The sequence below is a fragment of the Buttiauxella selenatireducens genome (assembly GCF_031432975.1).
GTDB classification, from domain to species: domain Bacteria; phylum Pseudomonadota; class Gammaproteobacteria; order Enterobacterales; family Enterobacteriaceae; genus Buttiauxella; species Buttiauxella selenatireducens.
This window is the reverse complement of record NZ_CP133838.1, coordinates 136350-160397: the sequence shown is the minus strand read 5'-3', so window position 1 is coordinate 160397 and position 24048 is coordinate 136350. Positions and strand designations below refer to the sequence as shown.

General features: G+C 52.0%; 18 protein-coding genes. 5 read left to right on the top strand and 13 right to left on the bottom strand.

The features are described 5' to 3' along the window. Positions 1-7 precede the first annotated feature (7 nt). The 5 genes from ugpE to RHD99_RS00645 all read right to left on the bottom strand — a co-directional run bounded on the left by ugpE (position 8) and on the right by RHD99_RS00645 (position 6144). Complete coding sequence (gene ugpE / locus RHD99_RS00665) at positions 8-853, bottom strand: sn-glycerol-3-phosphate ABC transporter permease UgpE (RefSeq protein ID WP_309877133.1); 846 nt, start codon at positions 851-853, stop codon at positions 8-10. Then, the gene (gene ugpA, locus RHD99_RS00660; protein ID WP_183272160.1) at positions 850-1737 is read right to left on the bottom strand and encodes a sn-glycerol-3-phosphate ABC transporter permease UgpA; all 888 of its coding nucleotides are present in this window, start codon (positions 1735-1737) and stop codon (positions 850-852) included. The genes ugpE and ugpA overlap by 4 nt, the downstream gene beginning before the upstream one ends. 185 nt (positions 1738-1922) lie before the next feature. Continuing rightward, positions 1923-3242 (bottom strand): sn-glycerol-3-phosphate ABC transporter substrate-binding protein UgpB, encoded by a 1320-nt coding sequence (ugpB, locus tag RHD99_RS00655; RefSeq protein WP_183272159.1) that lies wholly within the window; start codon positions 3240-3242, stop codon positions 1923-1925. A gap of 211 nt (positions 3243-3453) precedes the next feature. Then, positions 3454-5139 carry an NAD-dependent malic enzyme gene (locus RHD99_RS00650; protein ID WP_183272158.1) on the bottom strand — a complete coding sequence of 562 codons (1686 nt, stop codon included), beginning with the start codon at positions 5137-5139 and terminating at the stop codon, positions 3454-3456. A 57-nt stretch (positions 5140-5196) separates the two neighbouring features. Beyond that, positions 5197-6144: an AEC family transporter gene (locus tag RHD99_RS00645; protein ID WP_309877132.1), complete on the bottom strand. Its 948-nt coding sequence runs from the start codon at positions 6142-6144 to the stop codon at positions 5197-5199. 418 nt (positions 6145-6562) lie between these two features. On the opposite strand from RHD99_RS00645, the gene RHD99_RS00640 reads away from it, so the two are divergent. Next, positions 6563-7897 (top strand): 2-hydroxycarboxylate transporter family protein, encoded by a 1335-nt coding sequence (locus RHD99_RS00640; protein ID WP_309877131.1) that lies wholly within the window; start codon positions 6563-6565, stop codon positions 7895-7897. A 101-nt stretch (positions 7898-7998) separates the two neighbouring features. Here RHD99_RS00640 and RHD99_RS00635 read toward each other — a convergent pair whose 3' ends face one another. Continuing rightward, positions 7999-8919, bottom strand: a complete 921-nt coding sequence (locus RHD99_RS00635) for an N-acetylmuramic acid 6-phosphate etherase (RefSeq protein WP_309877130.1) — start codon at positions 8917-8919, stop codon at positions 7999-8001. 174 nt (positions 8920-9093) lie between these two features. Here RHD99_RS00635 and RHD99_RS00630 point away from each other — a divergent pair, with 174 nt between their 5' ends. Both RHD99_RS00630 and dcuR read left to right on the top strand, forming a co-directional pair. Next, positions 9094-10695 carry a sensor histidine kinase gene (locus tag RHD99_RS00630; protein ID WP_309877129.1) on the top strand — a complete coding sequence of 534 codons (1602 nt, stop codon included), beginning with the start codon at positions 9094-9096 and terminating at the stop codon, positions 10693-10695. Next, positions 10692-11411, top strand: coding sequence for a two-component system response regulator DcuR (dcuR, locus tag RHD99_RS00625; protein ID WP_309877128.1), 720 nt, complete (start codon positions 10692-10694; stop codon positions 11409-11411). The genes RHD99_RS00630 and dcuR overlap by 4 nt, the downstream gene beginning before the upstream one ends. Here the strand turns inward: dcuR and RHD99_RS00620 are convergent. Further along, on the bottom strand, positions 11392-12345 hold the full coding sequence (locus RHD99_RS00620; protein WP_309877127.1) for an FAD:protein FMN transferase: 954 nt from the start codon (positions 12343-12345) through the stop codon (positions 11392-11394). The two genes, dcuR and RHD99_RS00620, sit on opposite strands and share 20 nt — an antisense overlap. A gap of 95 nt (positions 12346-12440) precedes the next feature. Next, complete coding sequence (locus RHD99_RS00615) at positions 12441-15218, bottom strand: NADH-dependent fumarate reductase (protein ID WP_309877126.1); 2778 nt, start codon at positions 15216-15218, stop codon at positions 12441-12443. A 636-nt stretch (positions 15219-15854) separates the two neighbouring features. On the opposite strand from RHD99_RS00615, the gene RHD99_RS00610 reads away from it, so the two are divergent. After that, positions 15855-17366 carry an anion permease gene (locus RHD99_RS00610; protein WP_309877125.1) on the top strand — a complete coding sequence of 504 codons (1512 nt, stop codon included), beginning with the start codon at positions 15855-15857 and terminating at the stop codon, positions 17364-17366. Positions 17367-17423: 57 nt separating this feature from the next. Continuing rightward, positions 17424-19076: a class I fumarate hydratase FumA gene (fumA, locus tag RHD99_RS00605; RefSeq protein ID WP_309877124.1), complete on the top strand. Its 1653-nt coding sequence runs from the start codon at positions 17424-17426 to the stop codon at positions 19074-19076. A 56-nt stretch (positions 19077-19132) separates the two neighbouring features. Here the strand turns inward: fumA and livF are convergent, their stop codons facing one another. The 5 genes from livF to livK form a co-directional block, all read right to left on the bottom strand. Further along, positions 19133-19846 carry a high-affinity branched-chain amino acid ABC transporter ATP-binding protein LivF gene (livF, locus tag RHD99_RS00600; protein WP_270146015.1) on the bottom strand — a complete coding sequence of 238 codons (714 nt, stop codon included), beginning with the start codon at positions 19844-19846 and terminating at the stop codon, positions 19133-19135. A 17-nt stretch (positions 19847-19863) separates the two neighbouring features. Further along, positions 19864-20631 carry a high-affinity branched-chain amino acid ABC transporter ATP-binding protein LivG gene (gene livG / locus RHD99_RS00595; protein WP_183272148.1) on the bottom strand — a complete coding sequence of 256 codons (768 nt, stop codon included), beginning with the start codon at positions 20629-20631 and terminating at the stop codon, positions 19864-19866. Beyond that, positions 20628-21914, bottom strand: coding sequence for a high-affinity branched-chain amino acid ABC transporter permease LivM (locus RHD99_RS00590; RefSeq protein WP_309877123.1), 1287 nt, complete (start codon positions 21912-21914; stop codon positions 20628-20630). Before RHD99_RS00590 ends, livG begins: the two co-directional genes overlap by 4 nt. Beyond that, on the bottom strand, positions 21911-22837 hold the full coding sequence (gene livH, locus RHD99_RS00585) for a high-affinity branched-chain amino acid ABC transporter permease LivH (RefSeq protein ID WP_309877122.1): 927 nt from the start codon (positions 22835-22837) through the stop codon (positions 21911-21913). The genes RHD99_RS00590 and livH overlap by 4 nt, the downstream gene beginning before the upstream one ends. A 67-nt stretch (positions 22838-22904) precedes the next feature. Continuing rightward, the gene (gene livK, locus RHD99_RS00580; protein WP_183272145.1) at positions 22905-24014 is read right to left on the bottom strand and encodes a high-affinity branched-chain amino acid ABC transporter substrate-binding protein LivK; all 1110 of its coding nucleotides are present in this window, start codon (positions 24012-24014) and stop codon (positions 22905-22907) included. Between the last annotated feature and the right edge of the window lie 34 nt (positions 24015-24048).

Here is a 24048-nt window from a genome sequence, read left to right as displayed (position 1 = left end):
TTATTTCTCACTTCTCACTGTCAACCAGGCCACGCACGAACGCGCGTTGCATGGCTAAAACGATAATTACCGGGGGAATCAACGTCAGTAACATGGCCGCCATCACCTGGTTCCACTGAGTCGTGCCCTCACCGGAAGACATCATGCCTTTGATACCTGCCACGGCGGTGCCGAGGTTGACGTCGCTGATAATCAGCAACGGCCACAGATACTGGTTCCAGCCGTAGATAAAGGTGATGACAAACAGCGCCGCCAGATTGGTTTTCGACAGCGGCAGCACGATGTCGCGGAAAAAGCGCATGGGTGATGCGCCGTCGATACGTGCGGCTTCCATCAATTCGTCGGGAAGCGTCATGAAGAACTGGCGGAACAAGAAGGTCGCGGTTGCCGATGCCATTAACGGCAACGTCAGGCCGGTGTAGCTGTCGAGCATGTGGAGATTCGCGATAACTTCAACCGTCGGGAAAATACGTACCTCAACCGGCAGCATCAGGGTGATAAATATCATCCAGAAGAACAGGTTACGCAGCGGAAAACGAAACCAGACAATGGCAAAGGCAGACAGCATGGAGACAGTGATTTTGCCAACGGTAATCACCAGCGCCATCACAAAGCTATTGAGCAACATCAGACCAAACGGCGCGCTGTTCGCCCCCACGCCGTGCGTCCAGATATGGGCCATATTTTCCAGCAAATGCGTGCCTGGGATCAGCGTCATTGGCGTCTGAAATACCGCTTTGTTATCCAGCGTAGCCGCGACAAACGCGACATACAGCGGGAACAAAATCACGATGATGCCCAGAATGAGCATGGTGTGGCTGAAGATTGTCAGCCCACGGCGATTCTCAATCATTGGTAGCGCACCTTACGTTCCACAAACCGGAACTGAATGACCGTCAGGATGATGACCAGGAACATCAGCACCACGGATTGCGCCGCTGATGCCGAGAGATCGAGCCCGGCAAAACCTTCGCGATAAATTTTGTAGATAAGCGTGGTGGTCGCCTGCACCGGCCCACCGCCTGTTGCGGCGTCGATAACCGGAAAGGTATCGAAAAAGGCGTAGACCAGATTGACCACCAGCAGGAAGAAACTCACCGGCGCAATGAGCGGCAGCGACAGCTTGAAGAAACGGCGCACAGGCCCGGCTCCGTCGATAGACGCGGCTTCGATTAATGAACGCGGAATGGACTGTAAGGCGGCGAAGAAGAACAGGAAGTTGTAGCTGATTTGCTTCCACACCGAGGCGAATACGACAAGAAACATCGCCTGGCCGCTGTTTTGCGCATGGTTCCAGTGATAGCCAAACTGTTCCAGTACGTGGGTTATCAACCCGCGACCAGGGTTAAACAGAAAGATCCACAGCACGGCGGCAATCGCCGGTGCCACCGCATAAGGCAGCAGCATTAACGTTTGATAAATACGGCTACCGCGCACGACATAATCCGTGAGGGCGGCGAAAAAGAGCGACACCAGCAGGCCGCTACCCGCCACTAATCCACTGAAAATTAAGGTGGTGTAGAAAGAGTCGAGGTAGTAGCTGTCGTGGAAAAGCTGTTTGAAGTTATCCAGACCCACAAAGGTGCTCGAAAGACCAAATGGATCGACATTTTGCAGCGAATACCACAGTGCTTCGCCCGCAGGCCAAATGAAGAAGATAATGGTGATAATCAGTTGCGGAAGTACTAGCGCATAGGGGAGCCAGCCGGAACGGAATACGGGTCGAGAAGATGACATAGTGTTGCTCTTAATGTGTGGCATTGGTCGCCCTCACCCCGGCCCTCTCCCCCAGGAGAGGGAGAAAAGAAAATCCCCTCTCCCTCACCTGAAGGAGAAACCGGACAGTCCCCTCTCCCTCACCTGCAGGAGAAATCAGACAGTCCCCTCTCCCTCAGGGAGAGGGTTAGGGTGAGGGTTGTGTACTAAGACTTAGTCGACTGCTCAAAGCGACGCAGCAACTGATTGCCACGCTCAACCGCTGAATCCAGCGCCTGCTGTGGGGTCTTTTTACCCGTCCACACCGATTCCAGCTCCTCATCCACAATGGTACGAATCTGCGGCATGTTGCCCAGACGCAAACCTTTGGTGAATGGCAACGGTGGCTTGTTCAGCATCTGGCGCGTTGCAATATCCGCACCCGGATTTTTCTCATAGAAACCTTGCTCGCGCGTCAGGTCATACGCCGCTTTAGTGATTGGCAGATAACCGGTTTTCTGGTGCCATTCCGCAGCGATTTCTGGCTGGGTAAGGAACTGCATAAACTCAGCAACGCCTTTGTAGGTCGCGGCATCTTTGCCCTGCATCACCCACAGACTTGCCCCACCAATGATGGCGTTTTGCGGTGCATTCGGGATGGAGGAATCGTAAGGCATCATGCCCACGCCGTAGTTGAACTTAGCGTACTGGCGGATATCAGCCAGCGAGCCAGAAGAGGCGGTCGTGATTGCACAATCCCCGTTGTAGAACTTCTCGGTGGATTCGTCTTTGCGACCAAAGTAGCTGAAATCACCTTTCTTATTCAGCTCTTCCAGCAGGGCGATGTGTTTCACCTGCTCAGGTTTGTTGAACTCCAGAACCGCATCGGTGCCATCAAAACCGTTGTTTTTCGTGGCAACCGGCAGGCCGTTCCAGGCGCTGAAGTTTTCAATCTGAATCCAACCCTGCCAGCCGCTTGCGTAGCCGCATTTCATGCCCGCCGCTTTAAGTTTGGCGGTGTACTCAGCCAAATCCTGCCAGGTTTTTGGTGGCTGATCCGGGTTCAGTCCAGCTTTCTTAAAGGCGTCCTTGTTGTAATACAGAACCGGTGTGGAGCTGTTAAACGGCTGGGAGAGCAAATGCCCGGTTTTTGAATCGGTGTAGTAACCGGAAACCGTCGGGACAAACTGGGATTCGTCGAATTTAATGCCTGCATCACTGAAGACTTCATACACCGGCTTGATCGCTTTCGAGGCCATCATCGTCGCCGTACCCACTTCATAAACTTGCAGAATTGCCGGGGCGTTACCCGAGCGGAAAGCCGCAATCCCTGCAGCCAGGTTTTGTTCGTAGTTGCCCTTATAAACCGGGACAATTTTGTAGTCAGGATGTGTCTGGTTAAAGCGTTGTGCTAAAGAATCCACTTCTTTACCCAGTTCACCTTCCATCGAATGCCAGAAAGGAATCGAAGTGGCGGCGATGGCGTTGCTGCTAAGTATGCATCCCAGCGCAAGGTAAAGTGCTGTACGTCGTAACGATGCAGTCATGTCTTATCTCTCTAGTTATGGGGCATTTAAGCTGCGCGAAAATACGCGTTTTTGTTCGCACCAAAACATGACATGCGCGTATGACAGAAAAATAACTGTTGGGTTACGGAATTGTTACGCAGACATGAAGGGAAATTGACAATGGAGAGGGAATAAAACGGTGTTGCACTGACCGCCTTCATGATGAAGGCGGTATTTTATTTATTAACAATCAAAGTGAAGCGCGTTTGTAGGATGTGTAATTGGCTTTCCAGTATGTTTTTTCGATGCTGTTGAGCAATTCCTCTTCACTCATCATCGGTGCCACACCTTCTTGCTGCGCCATGCGAGCGACCTCAAGCGCAATGGCCATGGAAATCTCTTCAATACTTTCGACTGGAGGCAGTAACCCGCCCTTTCCGGTGTTGGCCAGTGGTGAATGCGCCGCCAGCGTCTTACTGGCCACGGACAGCATGCCATCGGTGACCCGAGAGGCTTTTACTGCCAGTATCCCAAGCCCTAATCCTGGGAAAATATAGGCATTGTTACACTGCGCAATTTCGTGCTCTTGCCCCAGACAGGAAACTGGTGCAAACGGGCTGCCCGTCGCAACCAGCGCTTGTCCCTGCGTCCACTCGAGAAGATCTTTGGGCTGAGCTTCAGCACGGGAAGTCGGGTTGGAGAGCGGCATAATGATGGGACGTGGGCAATGCTGATGCATTTCCTTGACGATCTCTTCGCTAAATAAGCCAGGCTGCCCGGATACGCCAATCATCACCGTCGGATGGGCATTACGCACCACATCCTTCAATGAGATATTTGCCGTCTCTACATCCCAGTGGCTAATCGCGTCTCTTGCCGTAACCAGTTTCTGTTGGAAATCGAGAAGATTAGGCATCTCGTCGGTCAGCAGACCAAAACGGTCAACCATAAAGATATTATTGCGCGCCTGACTTTCAGACAGACCATCCTCCATCATCAGCGTGATAATTTTCTCAGCAATACCACACCCTGCCGAACCACCGCCCAGGAAGACCACACGTTGATCGCGCAGCCGTCCTCCCGCCGTTTTAACCGCAGCAATAAGCGTTCCGGCAGTCACCGCTGCGGTTCCCTGAATATCATCATTAAAGCAGCACAACGTGTCGCGGTAGCGGTTGAGCAATTTGGTGGCATTTTTCTGGGCAAAATCTTCAAATTGCAGCAGTACATTTGGCCAACGGTTCTTCACCGCTTCAACAAACATGTCCATGAACTCAATGTACTGATCGTCGGTGATGCGCGGGTGGCGCCATCCCATATACAGCGGATCGTCCAGATGGCGGGTATTGTTGGTGCCAACATCCAGCATGATCGGTAATGTCGAAGCAGGATGAATGCCGCCACACGCGGTGTATAAAGAGAGTTTGCCGATTGGAATGCCCATTCCTCCCACGCCCTGGTCGCCCAGACCCAGGATGCGTTCACCATCGGTGACGACAATGACGCGAATGTCGTTACGGGAGAAACTTTGTAGCATTTCATCAATATTATGGCGGTTTGGCCAGGAGATGAATAATCCTCTTCCACGGCGATAAATATCAGAGAAATGCTCGCAGGCCTCTCCTACCGTTGGCGTGTAGATAATCGGCAGGGTGTCTTTCATATGCGTGCGCAGCAGATTATAAAATAGCGTCTCGTTAGTATCTTGAATATTTCTCAAATAGATATGACGAGAAATATCTTTCTTAAACTGGCAAAATTGATCCCAGGCACGTTCGGTCTGTTCCTGAATAGTTTCAACTTTATGGGGCAGTAAACCATGAAGATTAAAAGCCTGACGTTCGTTATCGGTAAAAGCAAGGCCTTTATTTAATAATGGATTCTCGAGCAACAGGGAACCATTATAGGGTGTATAGAGTGTTTCTTTAACTAACATTTACCTGCTCCTGAATATTTATTTTTAAATGTAAATTAAATTTCTACCTGGCGATAATTAAGAAATCAAATAAATCATTATTCCTTCGGTGAAAACACCGATGGCGGTACCAATCAAAATTGATGACGAGGCTGTTTCAATATAAGCATCACTACGCAGCGCGAACATTCCCGCGGCGATAGCGGAAGGAGTGGCACCGATGATAATCACCTGCTGCATTAAGGTATGACTCAAGCCAAAAGCCAGGCCAGCCACGGCCATCAACCCAGGCTGAATGAGATTTTTAAGACTAATATTCGTAAATGTCTGAACATTGAGTGCTGGGCGCTCGCCATAAAATAAAAGGCCCAGAGCGAACAGAGAAAGACCGCCTGCAATTTTACCTACCATTTCGATTGGTGCGCTAAGCAGATGCGGCAATTGCACGCCAGCCAGGCTCAGTAACACGCCAGAGATGGGGATCCAGACAATCGGGTTTTTTATCGCTTTGATAAGATTTTGCAGAACAAGCTGAACCGGGTGGATATCGTCGAGGCTATTTTCACCCTTTTTATCCCCCATACGAATCAGGATAATCGTAAGCGGTATCATAAATACGCTGGTGATTAAGTTCCCTATCAGTACACCTAAAAAGCCTTCTGGCCCGATTAATACGGCCAGCACCGGGGCACCAAAATACGCCATATCAGGGAAAGCACAGACCAGCGACTGAACCGCACTGGTCTTGATATCATGACGGAAAACGAACCGTGAGATGAGCAGCGTGATGAACCAGGTCCCCATCAAACCAATCATCAGAACCGCCATAAATGAAAAGTTCTGTATTTTTTCAGGGTCAGTATTTAATGCGCCGATAAAAAGATGAAACGGCAGAGCAAAACGGATAACTACCGTAGCTAAAACTGAGGCATCCTCGCGGCGAGTGTAGCCTAACTTCCCACTTAACCATCCGAGCAGCATGATAAATACCAATGGGAACAGAGATTGTAATAGTAGTGATGGCATGGAATCTCCAGAGTGCATAATGAAACAAGCAGGGCACAATCTATTTGTTCGGGTAATTTAACGATCCCCTTTTGATAGTAGGGTGATTGAAATCACACTTGCTCTTGTTTAAATACTTTCATGGCAGCTACTTTACTTACAAATATAAATGTCGCATTGTGCTTGCGCGATTGCCACCCTCATTCAGTAACTTTACTTACAAAAATAAGAATTAAATTATTTAAATAGAACATTCCACCAGCATCACAAAACCATCAAAATAAAAATATCCGGGGCTATTTAATTACCCTACCGTATGTTAGTTTCTCAGCGAAATCGTTGCATAGTGATTTAATTGTTACGTCACTTTTATTTTTTATTACTCTATTATTTTGCCCTCCCCCTACATTACTTATTAATATAAAATCAGGTAACAAAAATGGAAAATAACCCACTAAATCATCCCATTGAAAAACCCGCCTCAGGTGGGCCATCGCTGCGACTTCTGGGTAATATGGAAGTCGGCTCCGTACCAATATTGTTGTTCGTTGTTATTGCCGCCATTGTTGCCGTTTCAGGTGCCTCCGGGTTGCTTCCCAAAAATATGATTGGCGGCCTGGCTATCATCATGACCCTGGGTTTTTCTTTTGCAAAAATAGGCCGCATGATCCCCGTTATTAAAGACATTGGCGGCCCGGCAATATTGTGTCTGATGGTGCCTTCCGTGTTGGTCTATTACGGTCTGTTTGAAGAACAAACAATGGCTACCGTGCACCTGCTGATGAAAGAAGCGAACCTGCTTTATTTTGTTATTGCGTGTTTAGTGGTGGGTAGCATTTTAGGTATGAACCGGACAATCCTCATCCAGGGCATGATCCGCATGTTTGTGCCACTTGTCGTGGGAACCGGTACGGCGGTGTTAACCGGTCTGCTGGTCGGTTCAATGTTCGGCTACAGCATCTACCATACATTCTTCTTTATCATCGTACCTATTATCGGTGGGGGCATTGGTGAAGGGATTCTGCCACTTTCACTCGCTTATTCCGCAATACTGGGGCAAACCCCGGATGTGTATGTCGCGCAACTGGCACCTGCCGCAGTGGTAGGTAATATCTTCGCGATTATTTGCGCAGGTGTTCTGGCACGTATCGGCAGCCGTCGTCCGTCGCTAACCGGTAATGGGATGTTGATCCGCAGCCGCGAAGACAACAGTTTGTTTGCGCAGACTCAAGGCTCTCAGCAAACTGATTTTCATCTGATGGGTGCCGGGTTATTGATGATTTGCGCCTTTTTCATCGTCGGCGGCTTGTTTGAGAAACTGGTACACATTCCAGGGCCGGTGTTGATGATCCTGGCTGCTGTCTTCTGTAAATATGCAAAATTGATCCCGTCAGCGATGGAGATGGGTGCACATAGCTGCTACAAATTTGTCTCGGCAGCGTTAGTTTGGCCGTTGATGATTGGGCTTGGAATGCTGTATGTGCCGCTGGAAAGCGTCGTCTCTGTCTTTTCCGTTGGCTATGTCGTGGTGTGCGGTTCGGTGGTCATCACCATGTCATTGAGCGGCTTTTTCATTGCCTCTCGCCTGAATATGTACCCGATTGAAGCGGCTATCGTTACGTGCTGTCACAGTGGTTTGGGCGGTACAGGAGATGTGGCGATATTGTCGGCGTCAAATCGTATGTCGCTGATGCCTTTCGCGCAAATTGCGACCCGTATTGGCGGGGCATCGACCGTCATCGCCGCAACATTGCTGCTGGGATGGATCATGTAATCCCCCCTTATTGACCCTGCCCATCAGGCACAAAAAAACGGTGAAGGCATCAACATGCTTTCACCGTTTTATCATCCATGACCCGATACTTTTAGCTGATGTCACGACGCTTTTTGGACAGACCGACGCTTAGCCTCCTCAAGGGAAATCCGCAGATGTTCGCTGTTTTCAGCCAGCACATCCCGCGCATTCCAGACGTCCAGCCCGGTCAATAACATCAGAATCGCCGTTCGACAGTCATGATTGCAGCTTCCCAGCGTCTCCTTCGCTTGTGCGCGAGAACAGTGCGTCGCTTCCATCACAATGGCTATCTGCCGCTCCGCCCAACGGGTGCTGGATGCGTTAATATCGACCCGCAAATTGCCATAAACTCGGCCAGTGCGAATCGCCAACCCCGTCGAGAGCATCGTGAGGATCTGCCGCTGAGCCAGCCGCGCCTTGGGATTAGCAAATCCCACCACCACTTCCGGTCCGGTATCGGGTGCAATGACGATATCCGCCAGTTGTGCCACTTCACTCCCGGCATCCTGGGTGATAACCGCCACTGGCGCGTCAAGCGACCTCGCGTAACGGAGCGCACCCCATACCCATGGCGTTTTACCGCTGACTGACAGGCCAAGCAGCATGTCATTTTGGTTAAAATGAATGGCCTGCAAGTCGTTGATACCACGGTCGTAATCGCCTGCGGCAGCCTCCAGCTCCTGTAACATTGCTTCTGGGCCACCCGCAATCAACCCAATAAGCCCATGATGTGTATCAGGGGCAAACTCACATGCCACCTGCATCGCCGCGCGCCCTGAGGCACCTGCACCGACGATAACGACACGCCCACCCCGGCTGAAAGTCGCCACCGCACGATCGACTAAACGGGTGACCGTCGGCAAACAGGTGGCTATCGCATTGGTGATTTCGCGGTCGTCTTTAAGGATTGCCGCCAGCATATCCTCTGTTGTGAGTTTATCGATATTTTCCGTACCGCTATTACGTCGTCCCATCATTGAACCGGTTGGCTTACTGCTCATAAAAAACCTCCATTTAAAGCGTCCGCACATACTATAGGGATATTTATCTGCCAGTCCTGCGAGTAGGGTCACGCTTCCCCGCCTCTGAAGGCCGTTTTGCTTGATTGGCACGGCTTTATGTACCCATCCCCATCTGCGATAATCTGCACTTCACCGTTACTCTTCTGGACCGACATGACCGTTTTATCACCCTCCCGTAAGCGCCCGATGAAACTCAGCACAACGGTGACGCTTATGATTTGCAGTGTGCTTGGCACTGTATTGTTGTTGGTGTTCTCTCTGTGGTTTTCACAAATCAGCAATGCGACACGTGACGGTCTGAAAGATACGGCATTGGCCGTCGCGCGAACGCTCGCCGATACACCGGAAGTCAAACGCGGTCTGACATTGCCACCCAGTTGCAATATCGTTCAACCTCTGGCGCTTGCTGCAATGAAGCGCAACCATTTGCTTTTCGCCGTCGTGACCGACATGAACGGGATTCGCCACTCGCATCCCAATAGCCAACTCATTGGGCTGCATTACATCGGTAATGACATTAACCCCACGCTGAAAGGCAAAGAAAATGTCGCGATAAACAACGGCGCACTGGGGCCTGCATTGCGCGTCTATACACCCGTCTATAATGACCAGCGCCAGCAGATAGGTGTCGTCGCCGTCGGTGTTCCACTGAGCAAAGTGGACGAACAACTCGCGCGTAGCCGCAGGAACGTCTTATTCACCGTTCTGTTCAGTGCACTGGTGTGTACGCTCGGCACGCTGAGTCTGGTGCGCGTATTGAAACGTGCACTGCTGGGACATGAGCCCCATGATCTTTCCGCCAAGCTCAAGCAACGCCAGGCGATGCTGCATTCGTTAAAAGAAGGGGTAATGGCCGTGGATGAACACGGTCAGGTGACGCTGGTTAACCCGGCAGCCAGAAAAATGCTGCAATCCTCTCCCGACGATGAGGTTGATGAAGGGCCGCTGCTGGCAGCGCTTCAGGAAGTGTTAGAGCATGACAAACCCATTTATGACCGCGAGCTTACCTGCAACGGATTGCTGCTTATCAGCAATACCGTTCCCATTCATCATCAAGGAACCATCGTCGGTGCGATAAGTACCTTCCGCGACAAAACGGAAGTCAGTCAGTTACTTCAACGTCTTGATGGCATGGTGAATTATGTTGATGCCTTACGCACCACGTCCCATGAATTCATGAACAAACTGCACGTTATCCTCGGCCTGTTGAACATGAAGAGTTACGACAAGCTTGAAGAATACGTGCTGCAAACTGCCCATAATTACCAGACGGATATCGGCGCAATTCAGCATCAAATCAAAGCCCCAGTCGTGGCGGGTTTTCTTCTGGGAAAAATACATCGCGCCAAAGAACTGGGCTTCACCCTGACGCTGGCAGAAGAGAGCCTGGTGCCTGATAGCGTGAATGAGAAACAGGTAACGGCGCTGGTGACGGCGCTCGGTAATCTGATTGAAAATGCACTGGATGCGATGAGCGAACAGCCAGAAGGCGAAGTCACTGTGCTGCTGCATTACCAGAACGGTTGGCTAAGTGGCGAAGTGAGCGATGACGGCCCGGGGATTGCGCAGGCCAACATTGAGGCTGTCTTCGCGAAAGGTTTTTCAACTAAAGGTGAAAACCGTGGCGTCGGGCTGTTCCTTACCCGCCAACAATTAAACACATTGGGCGGCAGTATTTCTGTCGAATCTGAACCCGGAGTGTATACCCAATTTTTTGTTCATCTTCCCTGGGACAGTAATAGGATTCCAACATGATAAATGTATTAATTGTTGATGATGATGCCATGGTGGCCGAGCTTAACCGCATGTATGTGGCCAGAGTTCCCGGTTTCCGCTGCTGTGGCACAGCCTCAACGCTGCCCCAGGCAAAAGAAATGCTCAGCGACCCTGCACTTGAGATCGATCTGGTGCTGCTGGATGTTTATATGCAACAGCACAGCGGGCTGGATCTCCTGCCGGTGATCCGTGCCTCTGGCCGCGCCATCGATGTGATAATGATTACTTCCGCAGCCGATGCCACCACAGTGCAAACATCCCTGCGTTATGGCGTGGTGGACTACCTGATTAAACCGTTCCAGTTCCCTCGTTTTGAAGAGGCTCTGAACGCGTGGCGGGAGAAGCGCAAGCTGATGACCAACCAGCCGTACTATGAGCAGGTGGAAGTCGATCGCTTGCTGCATGGGGCGAGCCCGGAAAGCACCGACGACCGGCGCTTGCCAAAAGGGCTGACGGCACAAACCTTACGCACAATTTGTCAGTGGATTGATAACCATCCGGGCTCAGAGTTTTCCACCGATGAGCTCGCGGCAGCCGTCACTATCTCCCGCGTATCTTGCCGCAAGTATCTGATTTGGCTGGCACAAATTAACATTCTTTATACCAGCATTCATTATGGTGCCACTGGCCGTCCGGTGTACCGCTATCGACTGGTTGCCGAACAGTACAACTTGCTTAAGCAGTACAGCCAGTAAGCCGGTAGCTGTCATCAAGTAACGAAAAGCGGAAATTACGCTGCGAAGAGAGGATAACGTCGCGATTTTTGGTCACAAAAATCGCCTCGATATCCTCATGATGGCGTAGTGCCGCACAGCCTTTCACCACGCCCAAGCCGTAAATCAGCGTTGTCCAGATATCACCATCAAGAGAGTTGGCGGAAATAATCGTCACGCTGTCCAGTTCGTTATCCAGCGGATAACCGCTGCGCGGGTCGAGGATATGGTGCCAGCGCTTGCCATCCTGCTCGAAGTAACGCTCGTAAACGCCGGAGGTGACGACCGACTGGCTTGCGACCTCAATACTGCCAATAAGCGCATCGCCCGGCGCAAACGGTTTTTTTAATCCAACAGACCAGTTCCCCAACGTATGCACATTGCCACCGAGGTTAATCAGCGCGTCACTCACCCCCTGCTGGCGAAGAGAGTCACGAACCCTGTCGGCAATGTAGCCTTTGGCAATCGCTCCGAGGTCTATCTCCATCCCTGCCTGCGCAAGAAAAACGCTGCAAGCCTCATCATCCAGAATCACGTCCTGCGGGCGCGTCAGCGGTAGGCGCTCCGCAATTTCTGCGGCTGACGGCACGCGGTGCCCCTGAAAGCCAATACGCCACAACTTCACCAACGGGCCAATCGCCAGATTGAACGCGCTATCCTGCGCCATACTGGCGGCCTTCGCGCATTTAATCAGTGCATAAACTGGAAGGCTGACGGTGACCGGATGCTGCCCGGCGGCATGGTTGATGCTCATCACCTGAGATTGCGCACGGTTAACCGTGAGTAAATCTTCATAACGCTTAATCAGTTGAAAGATGCGGGAGGCGAGCGCTTCATCGTGGGAATAGAGTTTGAGAAGAATGGGCGAGCCCATCAGTTCGGCGCAATAGCTATAGAGACGTTCGTCGGTGGGCATAATTGTGGCTCCTCTGCTGTAGCCCCGGCTGGCAACGTGCCGCCGGGGTGTTGCCGGGTTCGCGTGACGCCAACCCGGTCTACAATCGCTGAGTATCAGGCTCTGGCGCGTTTCGCCGCTTGCCCCCCAGCCAGGGTGCCGAAAATAATGAGATCCGCAACCGCGTTCCCCCCGATGCGGTTAGCACCGTGGATGCCGCCAACCACTTCCCCTGCTGCATAGGCACCAGGAATGGTTTGATTACCCACATTCAACACTTCTGTTTTGGCATTTATCGTCACGCCGCCCATCGTATGATGAACCCCTGGCGCAATACGAATGGCGTGGAATGGCCCTTCGTTTACTGGCGCACGCAACGCGGTCGTGCGGCCAAAGTCGTCATCACACTGCTTTTCCACAAAACCGTTGTAGCGCTCAAGCGTGGCGAGGAAAGCGTGATAATCCATTCCCAGTTTCTCCGCCAGTTCCCGTGGCGAGCTCGCACTCGTCACCAGACCTTTGGCGATGTATTCATCTGAGGCTTTGTTTTTCGCCCGCACATGTTCGTCAAAGACGATGTAAGCATAGTGCTCCGGCAGCGCGATGATCGACGCCGAGACTTTATCGCGGGTTTCCATTTCGTTGAAGAACCGCTGCCCTTGCTGGCTCACAAGAATAGCGCCGCCACCGCGAATCGATTCGGAAATCAGATACGACGTTTGCTGTTCGACGGTTGGGTGGATTTGAATTTCGCCCATATCCACGGTGCCTGCGCCGATTCGCTCTAACAGTGCGATACCGCCGCCGGTGGCCCCTTTGTGGTTGGTGGTGACAAAACCGGTCAGGTCAGGGCGGTATTTCACGACCATTTCGCTGTTGGCGCTGAAGCCGCCGGTGGCAACCACCACGCTTTTCGCCTGCACCACAATGCGTTCTTGCTCATCAGTCAGCAAGCGCACACCGCTCACAGCGCCGTTATCGGTCAGGATCTCGTCCACCGACGTATCCAGCATCACATCAATGCCGCGTCGGGTGATATTGCGCACCAGCCCGCTAATCAGATAGCCGCCAACCGCCGATCCGTCACGTGGACGGTGGGTGCGGTCGATGCTCATACCGCCTGTGGTGGTGATATCGTTAAGCATGATGCCGCGATGCGCCAGCCATTCGATGGCTTCCGGTGCATTCTCAACAAAACAATGCAGCAGTTCTGGATTGTTTTTGTTTTTCCCGCCGATCAGAGTTTCCTGGTAGAACTTTTCTTTGCTGTCATGAATGCCTTTCACACGCTGGAAGCGAGTTTCTGCGGCATTCATCCCGGCTGACGCTTTGATGGTGTTACCGCCGAGGGTCGGCATTTTTTCAACAATAAGGACGCTCGCCCCGTCATCGTGAGCCTGAATCGCCGCCGCAAGACCCGCGCCACCGCTGCCGACGACGATAACATCGTAGCTCTTCGGTGAGTTGTCATCACCGCCTTCTTCCGCGACTCGCGCTTTGCTGGATTTCAGCATCGCTTTCGATACCGCTTTTTTCACCGCTTCGCTCTGGCTGGTCGCGCCAGAAATCGCATCGACATGCGGCGTGTTGGCAGACAAAATGCGCTCACGGATCTCTTCAAAGCTGGTGGTAAATGCCACGCTTTGTTCCGGGCTTGAGGCCAGTTCGATGTCGGCAATGTGATCGTTTTCGAGACTCACATTGATAACCAGTTCATTCACGTCGTCCTGCACGGTTTCGACGAACACGCCCGGTTTAAATTTGGCATCGCCCATGCTCATGTCGCGGATCATCGCTTCCACCAGCGAGAAACGCCACAACGGCTCGGGAATCAGCAGCGCTTCACGCTGGGTGCTGTCGATGAACAGCTCCAGCTCCTCGCCACGGGCAATGCGTGCCGTCCAGTCTGGATACGCGATACAAGCGCGGCCCACAGCGATCAGATCGTAGCCATGTTCCAACCCTTGTTCTGCATCTGCCGCATTCACCACGCCGCCGACGCCCATCACCGGCACTTGCGCCAGCGTCTCAGAACGCATCGCACAGTATTTTTCAATTAACGGAGTCGGGTCGGTGGTATCAACAATCGACGGGCGCAGCGATGCACCAACGGAGAAGTGCAAATAATCCACACCGCGTGCGGCCAGTTTTTCTAGCAGATACAGGGTGTCATCAAAGCGAATACCGGGAGTTTCCAGCTCTTCGGGTGAAAAGCGATAACCGATAATAAAAGCGTCGTCGGCATACTGGCGCGCCATTTTGTGGGTGATTTCCAGGATTGCCAGCGGGAATTTCGCGCGATTGTCACGGCTGCCGCCCCATTCATCGTCGCGTTGGTTAGAGTTGGGTGAATAGAATTGTTGGATCAGATAGGTATTGGCGCCATGAATTTCCACGCCGTCGAAACCGGCCTGAATGGCTCGGCGTACGCCTTCACCAAATTTAGCTATCATGCCTTCGACTTCATCACCCGTCAGAGCGCGTGGAACAACAGCGCCTTCACGCGGTGCCGCCAGGGCACTCGGTGCAACCGGGGTTCGTCCGCCAATCAACTGCGGGTCAACCATCCGGCCGCCATGGTAAATCTGCAAAATCGCTTTGGACCCTTCAGCCTTAATGGCTGCTGCGATTTTTGCCAGACCGGCTATTTTTTCATTGTTATCAATGCCGATAGCGCCAGGAAACGCCAGGCCGAGATCATCGATAAAACAGCATTCAACGATGACCCCACCGATGCTGCCTGCCCGAACACGATAATACTCCACCAGTTCGCTGCTTACCGTGCCGTCATAATAACCTGTACAGGTTGTCATCGGTGCCATTAATAAGCGGTTTTTCAGCTCAATTCCATTGGGTAGGGTAAAAGGATGCAAGATACGATCGTTACTGGTCATATTGAAACTCCAGATTTTAAATATTGAAATTCAGAATAGGGTGACGGAAATATTTTTAGTTATGTTTTTTCTTTCCTTTTGTCATAGCATTAATATAACTCTTTTTTTAGTTACCAAATTAATTACGTTAGTTAAAAAACTATTTAATACCACCAATAACAACAATACCTCTTTTGTATTATTACTTTTAAAGAACACCACCATGGAAAGTAAATTATTGATAACAATTTAGATACTTTTTCCAAAGAAAAATTCATACAATACGCGCAACTAATTACATAAATATCAGCTAGTTATCCACGACACCATAAAATAACCCATCACTGAGAAGCAGCATCACTTAACATTTAGAGCTATTTTAATAAGAATAGACCACTCACCACATCGAATAACTATTAATAAATAAAAGTCGTCACCGCCTGTTTTTCTTGATCTCAATCAATTGCAATGCAGTATGAAGGTGCAATATATAAATAATACCAATTTTTATTTAACGCACATTTTATTGCGATAAATTGCCATGTCAGGAATAAATCGATTTAGTCATTTATAATTAAAGAAAGTTTTTAAACTAAAAAAACCAGACTGATTATTCCCTGATATCAACGTATTTTTAACTACTTGAAGATACTCAAAATGAAAGATAAACAGACAGCGATACCGCCAGCCGGCGCAGCCAGTCCGAATGCGGGGAATAAAAAACGCCTGCTGATGATGGCGCTCCCGATAATTGTGGCCGTACTTTTACTTTTCGTTCCGGTACCAGAAGGGTTGCCTCCCTACGCCTGGCACTACTTCGCTATCTTTGTCGGAGTGATTGTCGGTTTGATCTTTGAACCCTTACCTGGCGCGGTTATCGGTATCACTGGCGTGGTCGTCATCGCCTTGTTCAGCCAATGGCTTCTATTTAGCCCTGAGCAACTGGCTGATCCGAAATTCAAGCTGGCCGGGCAATCCTTTAAATGGGCGGTGAGCGGCTTCGGCAACTCCACGGTCTGGCTAATTTTCGGCGCCTTTATGTTTGCTGCGGGCTACGATAAGACCCAGTTTGGCCGTCGCCTGGCGCTGATTCTGGTGAAATATCTCGGGCGTCGCAGCCTGACACTGGGCTACGCCATTGCCTTTGCCGACCTGTTACTAGCTCCTTTCACACCGTCCAATACCGCACGTAGCGGCGGGACTATCTACCCGATTATCGCTAACCTGCCACCGCTGTATGGTTCAAAACCCAACGATCCAAGCGCGCGCCGGATAGGCTCCTATTTAATGTGGGTCGCCATTACCGCCGCCTGTATCACAAGCTCTATGTTCCTCTCGGCGCTGGCCCCGAACCTGCTGGCGCTGGCGTTGGTGAAAAGTATTGTCGGCATCACTATCTCCTGGGGCACCTGGTTTATCGCCTTCCTGCCGCTGGGTATTCTGCTGCTGCTGACCATGCCATTGCTCGCTTACTGGTTTTACCCACCAGAGGTGAAGATAAACAATGAAGTCCCGTTGTGGGCTAATCGTGAACTGGAAAAGTTGGGCAAGCTGTCGCGCAATGAAATTCTCTTACTGGTGTTTGTTTGCTCCGCGCTGATGATGTGGATTTTCGCTGCTGACTGGATTGAACCAGCCATGGCCGCACTGCTGATTATCGTGCTGATGCTGTGGACGGGCGTTTTGTCGTGGACGGATATTACGGGCAATAAAGCGGCGTGGAACACCTTCGCCTGGTTTGCCACGCTGGTCGCCCTTGCCGATGGCCTCTCAACCACAGGTTTCATCGCCTGGCTCGGTAAAGAAGGCGGTGAATTAATGCAGGGTATTTCACCAGGTGTCGCAACCGTTGTGCTGCTGCTGGCGTTCTATCTGCTGCACTACCTTTTTGCCAGTACGACTGCGCATACCACCGCACTTTTGCCCGCAATGCTGACCATTGCCGCGACAATCCCAGGGATGAATATGAATGTCTTCGTCCTGCTGATGGTCACTTCACTGGGTGTAATGGGCATCATCACGCCTTACGGCACAGGTCCGAGCCCGATTTATTACGGCAGTGGTTATCTGCCAACCAAAGATTACTGGCGCCTTGGCAGCATTTTTGGGGCCATTTTCCTCGCCGCCCTTTTACTGATTGGTTATCCCTGGATGTCCATGATGTTCTGATTCATAACCGTCGGAGTCATTCTCCGGCGGTTTTTATCTTTATGGAGTAAGTGAGCTATGTCGAATAAACCGTTTGTCTATCAGGATCCCTTCCCGCTGGCGTCAGATGAAACCGAATACTATCTGCTCAGCCGTGAATACGTCTCCACCAGCGAGTTTGGCGGCCAGGAAGTATTGAAAATCGAACCCGAGGCGCTGACGCTGCTGGCACAGCAGGCGTTCCACGACGCAGCCTTTATGCTGCGTACTTCTCACCAGAAGCAAGTGGCCTCCATCCTCCTCGACCCACAGGCCAGCGATAACGACAAATACGTGGCACTTCAGTTCCTGCGCAATTCCGAAATTGCCGCTAAGGGGATTTTGCCGACCTGCCAGGATACGGGCACCGCGATCATCATGGGCAAAAAAGGCCACCGCGTATGGACCGATGGCGGCGATGAAGCAGCGCTGGCGCGCGGTGTCTACAACACCTATACCGAAGATAACCTGCGCTATTCGCAGAACGTCGCGCTGGATATGTATAAAGAGGTGAATACCGGCACCAATTTGCCTGCGCAAATCGATCTCTACAGTGTGGATGGCGATGAGTACAAATTCCTGTGCATGGCAAAAGGTGGCGGTTCCGCCAACAAAACCTATCTGTATCAGGAAACGAAAGCGCTCATCACTCCGGCGAAGTTGAAAAACTATCTGGTTGAGAAGATGCGTTCCCTCGGCACTGCGGCTTGCCCGCCTTACCACATCGCATTTGTTATTGGCGGGACGTCGGCGGAAGCCACGCTGAAAACCGTTAAGCTGGCTTCCACGCGTTACTACGACGGCCTGCCAACCGAAGGCAACGAACACGGCCAGGCTTTCCGCGACGTGGAACTGGAGCAACAATTGTTGCAAGAGGCCCAGAATCTCGGGCTGGGTGCCCAGTTCGGCGGCAAATACTTTGCTCACGATATTCGGGTCATCAGACTGCCGCGCCATGGTGCATCCTGCCCGGTTGGCATGGGCGTATCCTGTTCTGCCGACCGTAACATCAAAGCGAAAATCAACCGCGACGGTATCTGGATTGAGAAACTGGAAAGCAATCCTGGGCAGTATATTCCGCAAGAACTGCGCCAGCAGGGCGAAGGCCAGGTAGTTCGCATTAACCTGAACCAACCGATGAAAGAGATTCTGGCCAGCCTGTCAGCGCATCCTGTCTCGACTCGCCTTGCCCTCAGCGGAACCATCATCGTGGCGCGTGATATTGCCCACGCGAAGCTCAAAGAACTGTTGGATAACGGTGAAGCACTGCCGCAGTACGTAAAAGATCACCCGATCTACTACGCAGGCCCGGCTAAAACGCCAGACGGTTACGCTTCCGGTTCGTTAGGCCCGACAACGGCTGGCCGCATGGACTCTTATGTGGATCTGCTGCAATCGCACGGCGCGAGCATGCTCATGCTTGCAAAGGGTAACCGTAGCCAGCAGGTGACGGATGCCTGCCACAAACACGGCGGTTTTTACCTGGGCAGCATCGGTGGCCCGGCCGCAGTATTAGCGCAGCAAAGTATTAAGAGCCTGGAATGTGTGGCGTACCCGGAACTGAGGATGGAAGCTATCTGGAAAATTGAAGTGGAAGATTTCCCTGCGTTTATCCTGGTCGATGACAAAGGTAACGACTTCTACCAGCAGATCCTGTCAACACCGTGTGGCGGATGTCAGTCACGCGGCTAATCTACGCGACAAACTCAATCGCCTTCTTCGTGAAGGCGATTGAGTTATCTTAGGGATTATCCGCCGAGATAGGCGCTACGCACCGCTTCGTTAGCCAGCAACGCATCACCCGTATCTTCCAGAACGACGTGGCCGTTCTCCAGCACATAGCCTCGGTCAGCAAGCTTCAGCGCCTGGTTGGCGTTCTGCTCGACGAGGAAGATAGTCATGCCTTCACTACGCAGTTGTTCGATGGTATCGAAAATCTGCTGAATGATGATGGGCGCAAGACCCAGCGACGGCTCGTCCAGCAACAACAAACGCGGTTGGCTCATCAACGCACGGCCAATTGCCAGCATCTGCTGCTCACCACCTGACATGGTGCCAGCACGCTGAATGCGGCGCTCAAGCAGGCGTGGGAACAGTTCGTAAACGCGTTTGATGCGTTCATGATACTGGTCTTTGTCAGCAAAGAATCCGCCCATCGCGAGGTTCTCTTCCACCGTCATTCGCGAAAACACACGACGACCTTCCGGTACAATCGCCACCGCTTCACGCATGATGCGAGCGGTGTGCCAGTCGGTGATGTCTTTTCCATCAAAGGTGATTTTGCCGCTGGACGCGCGCGGGTCACCGCACAACGTGCCGAGCAGCGTGGTTTTACCCGCGCCATTCGCGCCAATCAGGGTAACAATTTCGCCCTGTTTGATATGTAAACTGACTTCGTGAAGCGCCTGAATTTTTCCGTAATGGGCGCTCACCTGGTCAAATGACAACATGATATTTTCCATCTTTGTCTCGCCCATTCTTATGCTTCGCCCAAATAGGCGCGGATGACGTCAGGGTTATTACGGATTTGTTCCGGTGTGCCGTTCGCAAGCGGCGTCCCCTGGTTTACCACGTAAATCCTGTCAGAAATGCCCATCACCAGTTTCATGTCATGCTCAATTAACAGCACGGTGGTGTTGTGGTGGTTACGTAACTCCATAATCAGCTCATCGAGTTCGTGCGTTTCTTTCGGGTTAAGACCTGCGGCGGGTTCATCAAGCATCAGGATTTCTGGCTGCGTCACCATACAGCGCGCAATCTCGAGACGGCGCTGATCGCCATACGCAAGGTTGCTTGCCTGGCGGTTAGCCTGCTCAAGCAGACCAATACGCTCAAGCCAGGTCGCGGCACGGTCCAGCGCTTCGCTTTGTGAACGACGGAAAGCAGGGGTTTTCAGCAAGCCTGAGAACACGCCGGTTTTCAGCTGCTGATGTTGAGCCACCAGCAAGTTTTCAATCACGGTCATTTCGCGGAACAGGCGGACGTGCTGGAAAGTACGCACCACGCCCATTCGCGCAATTTGCTGACCCGGAAGCCCTTCAAGATGCTGGTCACGCAGCATGATGGTGCCGCCTGATGGCTTATAAAAACCGGTCAAGCAGTTAAATACTGTCGTTTTACCGGCACCATTTGGGCCAATTAACGACACAATTTCTTGAGGATGCAGTTCCAGAGAAACATTGTTTACAGCGAGCAGACCGCCGAAACGCATCATCAGGCCGTTTACGGATAACAATGGCTGACTCATGCCTGCTCTCCTTTGACTTGTTCCACTTGTTCTTTCTTCAGCTTCAACTGCGGACGTGTCATTGGCAGCAAACCTTGCGGACGCCAGATCATCATCAGCACCATCAGGCCACCGAGCACCAACATGCTGTATTCGTTCAGATCACGCATCAGCTCACGCGAAACCACCAGCAGAATAGCGGCGAGGATAACGGCAAACTGCGAGCCCATACCGCCCAGCACCACAATCGCCAACACAAAGGCGGATTCGGCAAAGGTGAACGATTCCGGGCTGACAAAGCCCTGGCGTGCAGCAAACAGCGTACCGGCAAAACCGGCAAACGCGGCGCTGATGGTAAATGCCGTCAGCTTGATACGCGTTGGGTTCAGACCCAGTGAACGGCAAGCGATTTCATCTTCACGCAACGCTTCCCACGCACGACCCAGCGGCATACGCAGCAGGCGGTTAATCACAAACAGCGACAACACGACCAGCAAAAGCGCGACGAGGTACAGGAAGATAATGCGGTCGCCGGGGTTATAGGCAACGTTGAAGAAGTTGCTGAAGGTATCCCACCCACCTTCACGCGCGCTGCGGCTGAACTCCAGTCCAAACAGCGTTGGCTTTGGAATCTGGCTGATACCGTTCGGCCCGCCGGTGATTTCGGTGTTATTGAGCAGCAGAATACGGACGATTTCACCGAAACCGAGCGTAACAATCGCCAGATAGTCACCGCGTAAACGCAGTACCGGGAAGCCCAGCAGGAAACCTGCCGCCGCAGACACCAGGCCCGCCAGCGGTAAACATGTCCAGAATCCCAGCCCGTAATAATGGTTGAGCAACGCGAAGGTGTACGCGCCGATGGCGTAGAAGCCGCCGTAGCCCAGCACCAGCAAGCCCGACAAACCGACCACAACGTTCAGGCCGAGGCCGAGAATAATGTAGATCATCGTAAGCGTTGCGATATCCACCGTGCCGCGTGAAACCACGAATGGCCACGCAACCGCCAGCACCAGCAATGCGGCCAGGAACAACTTTTGTTTTGGCGTAGAACCGTCTAACGCAGGCAGCACAAACTTCGGCCCAGAAACTTTTTTCATGCCTTTCTGGAATGCAGGACGCAACAACTGGAAGACAAAGACAATCGCCGTACCAATCAGAACCCATTCCCAGCGCACAGACTCAGCGCTGTTAACCACAAGCTTAGTGCCGTCCAGGCTCAGTTGTACGCCCATAAAGACGCCAGCCAGAACGAAGAAGATCGCCGCCGAAAGGAGTGCTAAAACAACATGCATCGGTTTCATACTTTTTCGACCTCCGGGCGGCCCAGGATACCGGTAGGCATCACCAGCAGGACGACAATCAGCAGCGCAAAGGAAACCACATCTTTATATTCAGTGCTCAGATACGCAGAGGTCAGCGCTTCCGCAACACCTAAGATCAGGCCGCCAATCATCGCACCTGGAATACTGCCGATACCGCCAAGTACCGCTGCGGTGAAGGCTTTCATACCGGCCATAAATCCGATATACGGGTTAATAACGCCGTAGAACTGGCCGAGCAGCACGCCAGCCACAGCCGCCATTGCCGCACCAATCACAAAGGTCAGAGAGATAACGCGGTCGGTGTTAATACCGAGCAGACTCGCCATTTTCAAATCTTCCGCACACGCACGGCACGCACGTCCCATACGCGAATAACGGATGAATAGCGTCAGCGCTAACATGGCAAGGAATGTCACTACCCAAATCACCAACTGCATGGTGGTAATGGTTGCGGTGAAGCTTTCGCTGGCACCGACAACCCACTGGCCGTTAAACAGGCTTGGCAGTGCGATGTCACGCGAACCTTCAGTGAGGCTGACGTAGTTTTGCAGGAAGATGGACATACCGATGGCGGAGATCAGTGCAATCAGGCGCTTAGAATTACGCACGGGTTTATACGCGACGCGCTCGATGCTCCAGCCGTAAGCACTGGCGATAACAATTGCACCAATGAAACCGGCCCCGACCAGCATCCAGCCCACATCAATGCCCATCATCATCAACGCTGCAATGATCATAAACGAGACGTAGCTGCCGATCATGTAGACCTCGCCGTGGGCGAAGTTGATCATGCCAATGATGCCGTAAACCATGGTGTAACCGATGGCGATCAGCGCGTAGGTGCTGCCCAGCGTGACGCCGTTAAACATCTGCTGAAGGAAGTAGAGGAACTGCTCAGACATACAATAACCTTTCTAATGCCTTCCGGGTTTTGCGCCCGGAAGGTGGGATGACTGAAGTGTCGTAGCCTTACTTCGTCGGTGAAGACGAACCGTCGGCATGCCACTGGAAGACACCAAATTCAAATCCCTTAAGATCGCCTTTCTCATCCCAGTTCAGCGGCCCAATGACGGTTTTCGCACCGTTAGCTTTTAAATCTTTGATTAAATCTGCAGGCTCTTCACTTCCCGTACGCTCAAGAGCTGTCGCCAGAGATTGCACCGCTGCGTAAGTGATCCACACGTACGGGCCGCTTGGATCTTTCTTCTCAGCTTTCAACTCATCCACGATAGCTTTGTTGCTTGGGTCCTGGTCATAGCGTTTTGGCATGGTGACTAACATGCCTTCGCCTGCCGCACCTGCGATGTTGGACAAGGATGCGTTACCCACACCTTCTGGCCCCATAAACTGGGTTTTCAGGCCAACCGCACGCGCCTGGCGCAGGATCTGGCCCATTTCCGGGTAGTAGCCGCCGTAATAGACGAAGTCGATATTTTCTTTCTGCAGGCGCGCAACCAGCGTGGAGAAGTCTTTATCGCCCGCGGTGATACCGTCGAAGAAGACGATGTTCGCGCCGCCTTTTTTCAGGCCGTCTTGTACAGAACGCGCCAGACCTTCACCGTATTGCTGTTTGTCATGAATGATAGCGATGCGCTGCGGCTTAACGGTTTCAAGAATATATTTAGACGCCGTTGGGCCCTGGGATGAATCCAGGCCAGCGGTACGCATAATCATTTTGTAGCCGCGGCTTGTCAGCTCTGGGTTAGTTGCCCCTGGCGTTATCATCAGGATGCCTTCGTCTTCATAAATATCAGACGCAGGCTGAGTTGAAGAGGAGCAAAGGTGGCCGATAACATAACGCACACCGTCGTTTACGATTTTGTTAGCAACCGCAACGGCTTGTTTTGGATCGCAAGCATCGTCGTATTCAACTGCAACAAGCTTGTCGCCTTTGATGCCGCCCTTGGCATTGATGTCTTTGATCGCCTGGCGCGCACCGTTGAACTCCATATCGCCCCACTGCGCAACCGGCCCTGACATTGCACCAACAACGGCAACTTTAATGTCTGCCGCCGTTGCCGCGTGAGACACCGCCAAAGCAACAAATCCGGCGAGTAATGTCTTCGCGTTTACCTTCATTCTTTGAATCCCCATTTCTCGTGATTTTGTGGTT

Excerpts from the sequence above, each read along its gene's own strand:
- RHD99_RS00610 (WP_309877125.1), top strand. The coding sequence starts at position 15,855 with ATGAAAGATAAACAGACAGCGATACCGCCAGCCGGCGCAGCCAGTCCG.
- dcuR (WP_309877128.1), top strand. The coding sequence starts at position 10,692 with ATGATAAATGTATTAATTGTTGATGATGATGCCATGGTGGCCGAGCTT.
- ugpB (WP_183272159.1), bottom strand. The coding sequence starts at position 3,242 with ATGACTGCATCGTTACGACGTACAGCACTTTACCTTGCGCTGGGATGC.
- fumA (WP_309877124.1), top strand. The coding sequence starts at position 17,424 with ATGTCGAATAAACCGTTTGTCTATCAGGATCCCTTCCCGCTGGCGTCA.
- RHD99_RS00590 (WP_309877123.1), bottom strand. The coding sequence starts at position 21,914 with ATGAAACCGATGCATGTTGTTTTAGCACTCCTTTCGGCGGCGATCTTC.
- RHD99_RS00630 (WP_309877129.1), top strand. The coding sequence starts at position 9,094 with ATGACCGTTTTATCACCCTCCCGTAAGCGCCCGATGAAACTCAGCACA.
- livH (WP_309877122.1), bottom strand. The coding sequence starts at position 22,837 with ATGTCTGAGCAGTTCCTCTACTTCCTTCAGCAGATGTTTAACGGCGTC.
- ugpE (WP_309877133.1), bottom strand. The coding sequence starts at position 853 with ATGATTGAGAATCGCCGTGGGCTGACAATCTTCAGCCACACCATGCTC.
- livG (WP_183272148.1), bottom strand. The coding sequence starts at position 20,631 with ATGAGTCAGCCATTGTTATCCGTAAACGGCCTGATGATGCGTTTCGGC.
- livF (WP_270146015.1), bottom strand. The coding sequence starts at position 19,846 with ATGGAAAATATCATGTTGTCATTTGACCAGGTGAGCGCCCATTACGGA.
- RHD99_RS00645 (WP_309877132.1), bottom strand. The coding sequence starts at position 6,144 with ATGCCATCACTACTATTACAATCTCTGTTCCCATTGGTATTTATCATG.
- livK (WP_183272145.1), bottom strand. The coding sequence starts at position 24,014 with ATGAAGGTAAACGCGAAGACATTACTCGCCGGATTTGTTGCTTTGGCG.
- RHD99_RS00620 (WP_309877127.1), bottom strand. The coding sequence starts at position 12,345 with ATGCCCACCGACGAACGTCTCTATAGCTATTGCGCCGAACTGATGGGC.
- RHD99_RS00650 (WP_183272158.1), bottom strand. The coding sequence starts at position 5,139 with ATGTTAGTTAAAGAAACACTCTATACACCCTATAATGGTTCCCTGTTG.
- ugpA (WP_183272160.1), bottom strand. The coding sequence starts at position 1,737 with ATGTCATCTTCTCGACCCGTATTCCGTTCCGGCTGGCTCCCCTATGCG.
- RHD99_RS00635 (WP_309877130.1), bottom strand. The coding sequence starts at position 8,919 with ATGAGCAGTAAGCCAACCGGTTCAATGATGGGACGACGTAATAGCGGT.
- RHD99_RS00615 (WP_309877126.1), bottom strand. The coding sequence starts at position 15,218 with ATGACCAGTAACGATCGTATCTTGCATCCTTTTACCCTACCCAATGGA.
- RHD99_RS00640 (WP_309877131.1), top strand. The coding sequence starts at position 6,563 with ATGGAAAATAACCCACTAAATCATCCCATTGAAAAACCCGCCTCAGGT.